The sequence below is a fragment of the Thermodesulfovibrionales bacterium genome (genome assembly GCA_026417875.1).
GTDB lineage: Bacteria > Nitrospirota > Thermodesulfovibrionia > Thermodesulfovibrionales > CALJEL01 > CALJEL01.
The window spans coordinates 1-9,598 of sequence record JAOACK010000064.1; the positions used below are offsets into that span (position 1 = coordinate 1).

Below are 9,598 nucleotides of genomic sequence, written 5' to 3' on the forward strand. Positions count from 1 at the left end.
GCCCATATAATGCCACCATGCTCTGCAACTATTCCATGGCATATGGAGAGTCCGAGGCCTGTTCCTATTCCAACGGGTTTTGTTGTAAAGAATGGATCGAAAATCCTAGATAAATATTCCTCACGTATGCCCGTACCATTATCAGTAACCTTGATCACTATTCTATGGGTTTCAGGAATGTATCTCGTAGTGAATATTATCTCACCCCTTTTTCTTCCTGCTTCCATTATTGCCTGTTCTGCATTAAGCAGTATATTAAGTATTACCTGCTGCATCTGCTGAGCATCTACTAGAATACTTGGTGTTTCACCAAAGTCCTTTATGACCTCTATATTGCTGGACCTTAGCCAGTATCCCCTGAGGTCTATAGCTCTTTCAATTATGCTGTTTATGGATTCAAGACTTCTTACAGGTTCCTTCTGCCTTGAGAAGGTGAGCAGGTTCTCCACTATCCTCTTACATCTTTCGGCACTCTGGAGGATTTTCTTTAATTCATTTTTAAGACTCTCATCCCCTGTCTTCATCATGAGAAGTTCTGTATAAGCAATTACACCTGTCAGGGGATTATTTATCTCATGGGCAACACCCGAAACCAGGAGTCCGAGGGATGTTAGTTTTTCCGCATGATAAAGCTGTTTTTTTAATCTTGTTATCTCGGTGATATCTTTCATGTAATGGATTGTTAGAGGTATTCTGTCAAGGAAATGATATATGCTTACCTGATAGATCCTGTCGCCTATAGTTTTTTCATAGGTGTCTGACATTCCTGATGAAAGGGCTATCTTTGTGCTGCAGCTTTCATGGTCGCACTGAAAAAGTTCATAACACTTTCTGCCAACGAGTTCCCTTGGGGTTTTTTTAAAATAAGAGGCAAGTGCCTGATTTATCTTTACTATATTGTATTTATCATCTATGACATATATAAAATCTGTTATTCCGTCAAATATTGCCATCCACTGCCTTCTGCTTTCAGTAATAATCTTTTCTTTTTCATCTCTTTCTTTATCAAGCTCATATTTTGTTATGGCACACTGAACTATGAGCGGAAGGGCATCAATATGCCTTCTGTCTTTCTGCCATGCATAGGCTCCCATATCAAGTATTTCTGATAATTTATCCCTGTCTGTTTCACTACTTACGACAATTACGGGAATGGAGCTTTTTTCTTTTATCTTATGGATAAATTCAACCAGATCCATATCCTGAGGTTTACCGATCAGAATTACAGCCCTGAAATCTTCTTTATTTAGGAGATTAAGAGATTCCTTAGCTGATGGAATATGGACGAGCTCGATATTTACTTCCTGTTTTTTAAAAACATGGCTCAGCTCTATCTCATTGAGTAAGCCATTGCCAGTGACTATTGCTTTCTTTTCCATCACCTTATCTTCTTTACAAGAAAGATTATATCAACCCTTCTGTTCTTTGCCCTTCCTTCAGGAGTTGTGTTTGGTGCAACAGGTCTGTATTCACCATAACCTGCAACCGAAAATCTTGATGGATCCAGAGAACCATCACTCAGAAGAAACATAAGAACACCTGTTGCGCGAGCAGCGGAGAGTTCCCAGTTGGATGAATATCTCGAGCCTTTAACCGGTATATTATCAGTGTGCCCTTCTATAACAACAGGGTTATTTGTTTTTTTAATCAAAGACAGGATGGATAAAAGAAGGGGTTTAATCTCCTCTTTTATCTCTGCTGAACCACTCTCAAATATAATTGTATCTGCAAAGGAAAGTCTCACTCCCTCTTCCTCAACTGTTATCCTGATACCTTCTATTTTACCAGATTCCTGTATTATATACTTTAATTCCTTTTCAATCTGGAGTGCCTCATGCTGTATGGGTTTTATACCTTCAATGGGTGTAAAGTGCTGTGTTACCTTCTGTGCTTTGAAGGCCTCTTTCATTGATCCTGTGAATTTCTCAAGTTTTCCCATATCTACATGGCTTATAGCATACATGGTTGTGAAAAAGGCAAAAAGCAGAGTGATAAAATCAGCATAAGAGACAACCCATCTATCAGTGTTGTCAAGTGGCTCTGGTATCCTGAATTTATTTTTATCTGCCATCTTTTCTATCCTCAATAAATGCCCTCAGCTTCTGTTCAAGATAATAGGGATTCATTCCCTGCTTGATTCCCATTATGCCCTCTATAATCATCTCCCTCAGGAATAGTTTTGAGTGGAGGTTATTTATAATCTTTTTTGATATGGGCAGAAGAATCAGATTTGCTGAACCAACTCCATAAACTGTTGCTACAAATGCAACAGCAATACCAGCACCGAGTTTTGATGGATCTGCAAGATTCTCCATAACATGTATAAGCCCGAGTACAGCACCAATTATGCCTATGGTCGGAGCAAAACCGCCTGCTGTCTCAAAAACCCTTGCTATCCTTTTTTTCTCCTCGGAGTAAGTGATATTTTCCTGGTTTAGTATCTCTCTTAACGCCTCAGGTTGAGCTCCGTCGACAGCAAGTCTAAGGGCCCTTCTTATAAAAGGGTCCTCCTGCCTGTTTATCTCCTGTTCAAGACCTACAAGACCAGATTTTCTTGTAATCACTGAATATCTTAGAAGCTCCTTTATATATTCTTCATGGTCTATGCTTTCTTTTCCGAAAACCTCTTTGAGAGCCTTTATTGCTTTTATAATATCCTTCATTGGAAAACTGAGAAGTGTAGCACCAAAGGTACCACCGAAGACTATAACTGCTGCAGTGGGCTGGATTATGGATTCAATCCTTCCACCCTCCATCATATTTCCACCAATTATGGCAATGCAGCCCATAAGCAATCCTATGATACTTGATCTGCTCATTTCTCTTTTTTCATTATCTCCCTCTGCCTCTGGAGTGTATATCTCAGAATTGCCTCCCTTATTTCATCTTCTGTATCTTTGAAACTCAGGGCTACTTCATATTTCCCATCCCTTTCCGTTACCCTTACTACCTCACCATAGGTAATGATATTGAGAGGAGGGCAGGTATTGAGCTGCATACTTAACTCCATGATATCACCCTTTGATACCGGTTCATCATTCAAGAATCTTATTCCTCCGGCACTTATATTCACCTTCTGGTAACGCACCCGGGGTAAAGATATTTCCTTTTCTTTTTCCATGTATTTCAGTAGAATATTGAGCTTGTTGTTTATTTCATTAAGCATTCTCCAGATTGCAGGATTTATTGATGGATCAGGTTCAATAAATTCCCTAACCTCAATAAGATCTCCGGTCATTATAATTGATGGTTTTTTTTCAGAAGGTGATACTTTTCTTGCTGAAAGGGCTATTATATCATCGATTCTGAAAAATTCCCTTCTCTCTGTCCAGTGCCACCTTAACCTTATTTTTCTGTCATTTATGGATACCACAGAGGTCTTAAATTCATTGTAGTAATCAGGCCTCTCTATTATGAGAATGAATGAATCACCCTCTTTTATATTAGAGGTAAAGGTATCAAGCTCAATAAGAAGACCATTCATCTCAGAGGAGATAACCTCTCCACTGTAGCCTGTGCCTGCATTTTTGGGTTTTAGGAATATCCTTTCTCCTTTCCTGAGCTCCATTCAGTGTACCTTTCTTCCTGTTTTTGTCTGCAGGAATGCCTTTACAACCATGGGATCAAACTGAGAGCCAGCATTGTTCCTCAATTCTTCTATCGCAAACTCATGGCCCAGTGCAGGTCTGTAGGGTCTTGCAGATGTCATGGCGTCATAGGTATCAGCGACTGCAAGAATCCGTGCAAGAATAGGAATCCGCTCTCCTGCTAGTCCGTGGGGATAGCCCCTTCCATCAAATCTTTCATGATGGTGGAGTATTAATTCCCTTTCAGCCGGAAGGAATTTTAGAGGTCTTACAATACTTTCTCCGATTACAGGATGAAGTCTTATCTCTGCCATCTCCTCTTCTGTAAGAGTACTTGGTTTTAGAAGCACAGTATCCCTTACCCCTATCTTTCCTATATCGTGGAGATAACCTCCAAACTTGATGCATTCTTTATCTTCTGCACCAAGACCCATTACCTCAGCGATCTCAAGGGCATAATTTGTTACCCTTTCTGAATGCTGCTTTGTGTAGGAATCCCTTGCCTCAATGCTTGCAATAAGTGATTTCAAGGTATTGAGGAGGTTGTTGTAAAAGAGTTCATAAAGGGCATTGTTCTCAATCCTCAGGGAAACCTTCTTCCCGAATGTCTGGGCTAGATATATCTCATCCTCGCTGAAGGATTTTTCATCAATCTTATTTGAGATGCTTAATATTCCGAATACCTCACCGTTTATAATGAGTGGAATTAATAGAAGCTGTGAGCATAGTGGTAATTCATTCAGGGGATTTCTTTCTCCCTCCTTCAGCAGAAGGGTTGACCCGTTTTTCATTACCCTTTGAAGGGGTTCAGAAAGGGGTATCTCTTTCTTTATCAGCACTGTTGATGCCTCTATTTTGAGAACACCATTTTTAATAATTCCAAAGGCAACATCCCTTGCCATGAGTAGTCTTGAGACCATCTCAACAATTCTTTCATAGATGAGTCTGTTGTCGTATAGCTCATCAAGCTCAGAACATATTGATTGTAATATTGCAATTTCCTGTAATCTCTTTATAAGCTCTTTTTTCAGGTCTTCTTTTCCAGAGAGTGGATTGCCGATCAATCTTTTTTCCTTCAGAAGTCTGTCTATTGTTGTCCTGATCTTTTCTACATTGAAAGGTTTTACAATAAAATCCCGTGCTCCCTCCCTCATAGCTTCAACAGCATTCTCAAAGGTTGGATAACCGGTAATTATTGCTACCGGAGTAAATGGTGTTATGTCTTTGATCTCCCTTAGAAATTGAAGACCATCCATCACTGGCATAGTTATATCCGTTAAAATAAGGTCACAGGGATGGAGCTTCAACCTCTCTATTCCCTCTTTTCCGTTCTCTGCAAGCTCACAGGTCATTCCCATACCCGTGATTATCTGATAAAGCACCTCTCTGACCACATTATCATCATCAATGACCAGAATACTTGGTTTATCCATCACCCCTCACCAGCCTTTCCTTGAGTATTTCAGCCTCTTCATCACTTATAATATTTTTTTCCTTAAGCTTTTCTATACGCTCTATCCAGTCTGTTATTATTCTGGGTTCACCACTCTTTGCTATATTCTTTATGAGCTTTATATCCCTGAAGGTTTCCTTAAGAATATTTCTCAGTTCAGCAAGCTCAGCAAGGGTCTTTGCCCTCTCAAAGGCCTTTGCTGCAAGGAAGACAATCTCTTCAACCTTAAATGGTTTTGCAAGGTAATCATAGGCTCCTTCCTTTATTGCCTGAAGGGCGATGTCAAGGGTTCCGTAGGCTGTAAGTATAACTACTATAATTTCAGGATTAATCTTTTTTGCTGATTTCAGCACCTCCATTCCGTCTGCACCAGGCATTTTGAGATCAGTTATCACGAGTCTGATCTCCTCTGTCCTTAAAAGATTTATTGCCTCAAGTCCGTCTCTTGCAGTCAAGACAGGATAACCCTCTTCTTTCAAGATTTCTTTCAGGACATCCCTAGCTATTTCGTCATCCTCTGCTATCAGTATAGTGAAATCCTCTTTTTTCATTTTCCCTTACTGCCTTATTTTATGGAGTACCTCTTTCTTTGTCTCCTCTATTATCTGTTTCTTTTTTGCCTCTGAGGATATATTCACCACATCTTTGGGTTCCTGCTCATCTTTTTCTAAGAGAGAAGGATTTTTCAACTTTGAGGCTCTTCCATAGAGGTGCATCATCTCATAAAGTTGAAAAGGATATATGGTCATCTCACACCTCCTAAGCCTGTAATATCCCTTTTTATTAATCGGGTACGGAGTTCTAAATCTTTAATTTTTTAAACTTTGCTGTCAAAATATTGACTTGCAAGGGATATAACTCTACAATATAACTATGCGAAGGGTTCTGGTTATTGATGATGATGAGACAGTAAGAGATGTCCTGAATTCTTTTCTTGGAGAAAAGGGTTTTGAGGTGATAACCGCTGAAAGGGGTGAGAGCGGGCTTGAACTGCTTCTTTCAGAGAAATTTGACCTTGCCCTTGTTGACCTTGTTATGCCTGGCATGGGTGGAATAGATATCTTAAAAGAGCTCTCCTCAAGAAAGATAAAACTTCCTGTGATTATCATTACAGCCTATGGAACCATCCAGAATGCCGTTGAGGCAATGAAGCTTGGTGCCTTTGATTATGTTACAAAACCATTTAATCTTGATGAGATAATGCTCCTCATTGAAAGGGCACTCGAGCATGCAAGGCTAGAAAAGGAAAATCTACTTTTAAGAAAGCAGCTCAGACAGAGATACAATTTTTCAGGTCTTATAGGTGATTCAATAAAGATGCAAAGAGTCTATGAGCTCATTGAAAAGGTTGCTGATACGGATAGCACAATTCTGATTACTGGTGAAAGTGGCACAGGAAAGGAACTTGTTGCAAAAACAATCCATTACAATAGTTCAAGGGCAGATGGCCCCTTTGTGCCACTTAACTGTGCTGCTATTCCAAGAGACCTTCTTGAATCAGAACTCTTTGGACATGAAAAGGGTGCATTTACAGGCGCTATAAGTACAAGGATAGGAAGGTTTGAGCTTGCAAACAATGGTACGCTCTTTCTCGATGAGATAGGAGAACTTGATCCATCCCTTCAGGTAAAACTACTCAGGGTTATTCAGGAAAGAGAGTTTGAAAGGGTTGGAGGTGTGAAGACCATAAAGGTTGATGTAAGAATCATAGCAGCAACAAACAGAAATCTCGAGGAGGCTGTTGCTGAGGGAAAATTCAGGGAAGATCTTTACTGGAGGCTGAATGTAATACCAATTCACCTCCCGCCCTTGAGAGAAAGACGGGAGGACATACCGCTGCTTGTTGATTATTTTATAAAAAAATTTCAGAGAAAAAGAAAGGGCAGAGCCCTTGTAATCCCCCCAGAGGCTATGAGTATTCTAATAAAATATGAATGGCCAGGCAATGTAAGGGAACTGGAAAATCTTATTGAGAGATTGAGTGTTCTTATTACTGATGAGACTGTTAAGATTCAGGACCTTCCTGAAAAATTTATTAAAAGCTCGGCTATTAGAGAAGAGGCCATAAGTAATATTCCTGCCTTTACGGATGAGGGAATTGATCTTCAGAAAGTAGTGGAAGATATTGAAAGGGATCTTATCTTAAAGGCACTTCAGAAGGCTGAGGGTGTAAGGTCAAAGGCTGCTACACTCCTGGGCATCAACAGGACAACCCTTATTGAAAAGATGAAGAGACTGGGAATAAGCTGATCGTCAATAATCCGACATTTAGCACACCTCTTTAAATATTTTCCTTCAAAATCAATAAATTGTTAAATGGCATATTTATTGCTTATTTTTATTCATGACTTTATGGATGGTTCTTAAGCGGTATGTAAGAAAAATCATTACAATGTATCCTCTACTTCAGGCTCTTATTTTTTGCCATAACATTGAGGCATCAGAACTTTCTAAGGTATCAGGCCTTATAGATGAAAATAAACACAGGGAGGCAGCTGAACTGCTTGAGAAAATAAAACCTGAGGAAAGCGAAAAACCACTTTACTATCTCCTAAGGGCTAAGGCCTATACAGGCATTGAGAAGTTTTCTGAGGCGCTAACCGCCTTACAGTCTGCGATTTCTTCCTCTACAGGACCCTTAAAAGAAGAGGCAATGTATCTCAGGGCTTCTCTTTATTTGAAGAAAAAATTCTATCCAGAGGCATCAACTAATTTCAGACTCTTTCTGAGTCAGTTTCCTGAATCTAAATATAAAAATGAAGCCCTCTTGGGCCTCGCCGAATCACTCAGAAAAAGCGGACAGTATCGTGAAGCCCTGAAGTATTATGAAAAGGCAGGTGGCTGTAGAGCCTGTCTTTACGGAAAGGCAAATACACTCCATCTCCTGGGAAGATATAGTGAGGCAAACAGGCTCTATCTTGAACTCCTTTTAGCTGATGGAGGATATTTAAAGACCTCACAGGAGACCCTCCTTCTGTTGGGAGAGAATATGATGTTACTTGGAAAAAGAGATGAGGCAAGAAAATTTTTAAACTCTGTAAAGGAACCTCCTTTTAAGTACCAAGCCTATTTAATCTTAGGGGAGATGGAGTTGAATTCAGGAAACCTCAGTGAGAGCCTCAAATTTTTCGAGCAGGCACTTCAGAGTTCTGATCACAGGCTTAGGCAAAAGGCTTATTTATTAAGTGCAGAGGTACTTTTTGCACTTGGCAGATTTGATGAGGCAGAAAAAAGGCTTGAATCTCTCAGGGCATCCTATCCCTTTGGGGGGGCATATAATAGATCTCTTATTCTTTTATCCGAAATATACAGAAATAAGGGAAGATATAAGGAGGCTATAGTTGCGTTAAAAACCCTGCTTCTTAGAAGAGATACAGTGGCTGAGGCATTAGAGAGATTGAAAAAATTTATGCTTGAAATAGCCCTGAAAGAAAGAGAACAATTTTTAAGCCTCTGGAGGGATCTCAAGAGATTTCTCCTTGATAATCAGCATATCAGTTTTCTTTTTGAAATCGCAGAATATATGAGAGATTCAAAGCAGGATTTTTTTGAGCTCGCAAGATGGCTTTATCAAAACACCAGTGGTGATCAAAGACAGAAGGCTTCCTTCTTGCTCGCTGATTTTTATTCCAGAACGGGCGAGACTGAGATGGCCTTAGGACTTCTCAGGGACATAAAACCTGAAAGTGATGAAGAAATAAGGCTTATGGCAGGGCTTCTAATGAATAAAAGAGATTACCAATCAGCTTTTATTTACCTCAGCAGGTTGAAAGAGATCAGGATTGAAGACATTCCTTTGATTACTGAATTATCACTGCACATAAAAAAACCTGAGATTATCAGCATTTTTGAAAAAGCTGTAAGTGATCCTGATGCACCTGCCAGAGGATATTTAAGACTTGCAGATCTTCTTTATGAAAAGGATAAAAAGAGAGCTCTCCATTATTACCGGTTAGCCCTTTCAGAGAAAAAAAGGGTGGAGCTTGATGAAAAAGAGATTGAATGGGCAAATTACAGGGTAGCACTCATAAATAACACACCTCCAGCTGGTAAAAATGATGGGCTTTCCAGCCTTCTGATTGAGGAAAGAAAAACCCTTAATAGATTAAGGAGGAATCTTTGAGCGAACTTAAACTCCTTAATGAAGCATTCCAGAGTTTCCAGAAGGCATCAAAAAGCCTGGAGCTCTGTTACAGAGAGCTTCAGGAAAGGATAAGGTATCTCACCGATGAGCTTGAAAAGAAGAATAGGGACCTGGTTGCTGCCTTGCAGGAGGTACAGAGAAACAGGGATTTTCTTGAAGCCCTCGTCCAGAGCATGGAAGAGGCAATTATAGTTATTGACCCTGAAGAAAAGATAATGATGATAAACCACTCGGCAGAGGAATTTTTTGGGATAAAAGAAGAAGATATCAGGGGTAGGAGCCTTTCTGATCTTGATTTTTCCATAACCCATGATGGTGCCGATGCAGTTCTCCTGGCAGGAGGCAGGAAGAGGAAGATTATACTCTCTAATTCACCGGTGGTCAGCAATGGTTCTTTTACAGGTGAGGTTATAC

Annotated in this window: 10 protein-coding genes; 3 read left to right on the plus strand and 7 right to left on the minus strand. The window is 39.9% G+C overall.

The features are described 5' to 3' along the window. The 7 genes from N2257_09445 to N2257_09475 all read right to left on the minus strand — a co-directional run. On the minus strand, positions 1-1,379 hold a 1,379-nt coding region (locus N2257_09445; GenBank protein ID MCX7794609.1), incomplete at its 3' end, for an ATP-binding protein. Then, positions 1,379-2,071, minus strand: coding sequence for an OmpA family protein (locus tag N2257_09450; GenBank protein MCX7794610.1), 693 nt, complete (start codon positions 2,069-2,071; stop codon positions 1,379-1,381). The genes N2257_09450 and N2257_09445, both read right to left, overlap by 1 nt. Next, positions 2,061-2,819, minus strand: coding sequence for a flagellar motor protein (locus tag N2257_09455; GenBank protein MCX7794611.1), 759 nt, complete (start codon positions 2,817-2,819; stop codon positions 2,061-2,063). Before N2257_09455 ends, N2257_09450 begins: the two co-directional genes overlap by 11 nt. After that, entirely contained in the window at positions 2,816-3,568 is a 753-nt protein-coding gene (locus N2257_09460; GenBank protein ID MCX7794612.1) for a PilZ domain-containing protein, read from the minus strand. Before N2257_09460 ends, N2257_09455 begins: the two co-directional genes overlap by 4 nt. Beyond that, the gene (locus N2257_09465; GenBank protein ID MCX7794613.1) at positions 3,569-5,020 is read right to left on the minus strand and encodes a response regulator; all 1,452 of its coding nucleotides are present in this window, start codon (positions 5,018-5,020) and stop codon (positions 3,569-3,571) included. Next, positions 5,013-5,591 carry a response regulator gene (locus N2257_09470; protein ID MCX7794614.1) on the minus strand — a complete coding sequence of 193 codons (579 nt, stop codon included), beginning with the start codon at positions 5,589-5,591 and terminating at the stop codon, positions 5,013-5,015. Before N2257_09470 ends, N2257_09465 begins: the two co-directional genes overlap by 8 nt. Before the next feature lie 6 nt (positions 5,592-5,597). Then, complete coding sequence (locus tag N2257_09475; protein MCX7794615.1) at positions 5,598-5,789, minus strand: hypothetical protein; 192 nt, start codon at positions 5,787-5,789, stop codon at positions 5,598-5,600. Between the two features lie 124 nt (positions 5,790-5,913). Between N2257_09475 and N2257_09480 the strand changes: the two genes are divergently transcribed. The 3 genes from N2257_09480 to N2257_09490 all read left to right on the plus strand — a co-directional run. Continuing rightward, a complete protein-coding gene (locus tag N2257_09480; protein MCX7794616.1) occupies positions 5,914-7,290 on the plus strand; it encodes a sigma-54 dependent transcriptional regulator in 1,377 nt (458 codons plus the stop codon). 106 nt (positions 7,291-7,396) lie between these two features. Continuing rightward, positions 7,397-9,163 (plus strand): tetratricopeptide repeat protein, encoded by a 1,767-nt coding sequence (locus tag N2257_09485; GenBank protein ID MCX7794617.1) that lies wholly within the window; start codon positions 7,397-7,399, stop codon positions 9,161-9,163. After that, positions 9,160-9,598 (plus strand): PAS domain-containing protein (locus tag N2257_09490; protein ID MCX7794618.1); only part of this gene is annotated, 439 nt, incomplete at its 3' end. The genes N2257_09485 and N2257_09490, both read left to right, overlap by 4 nt.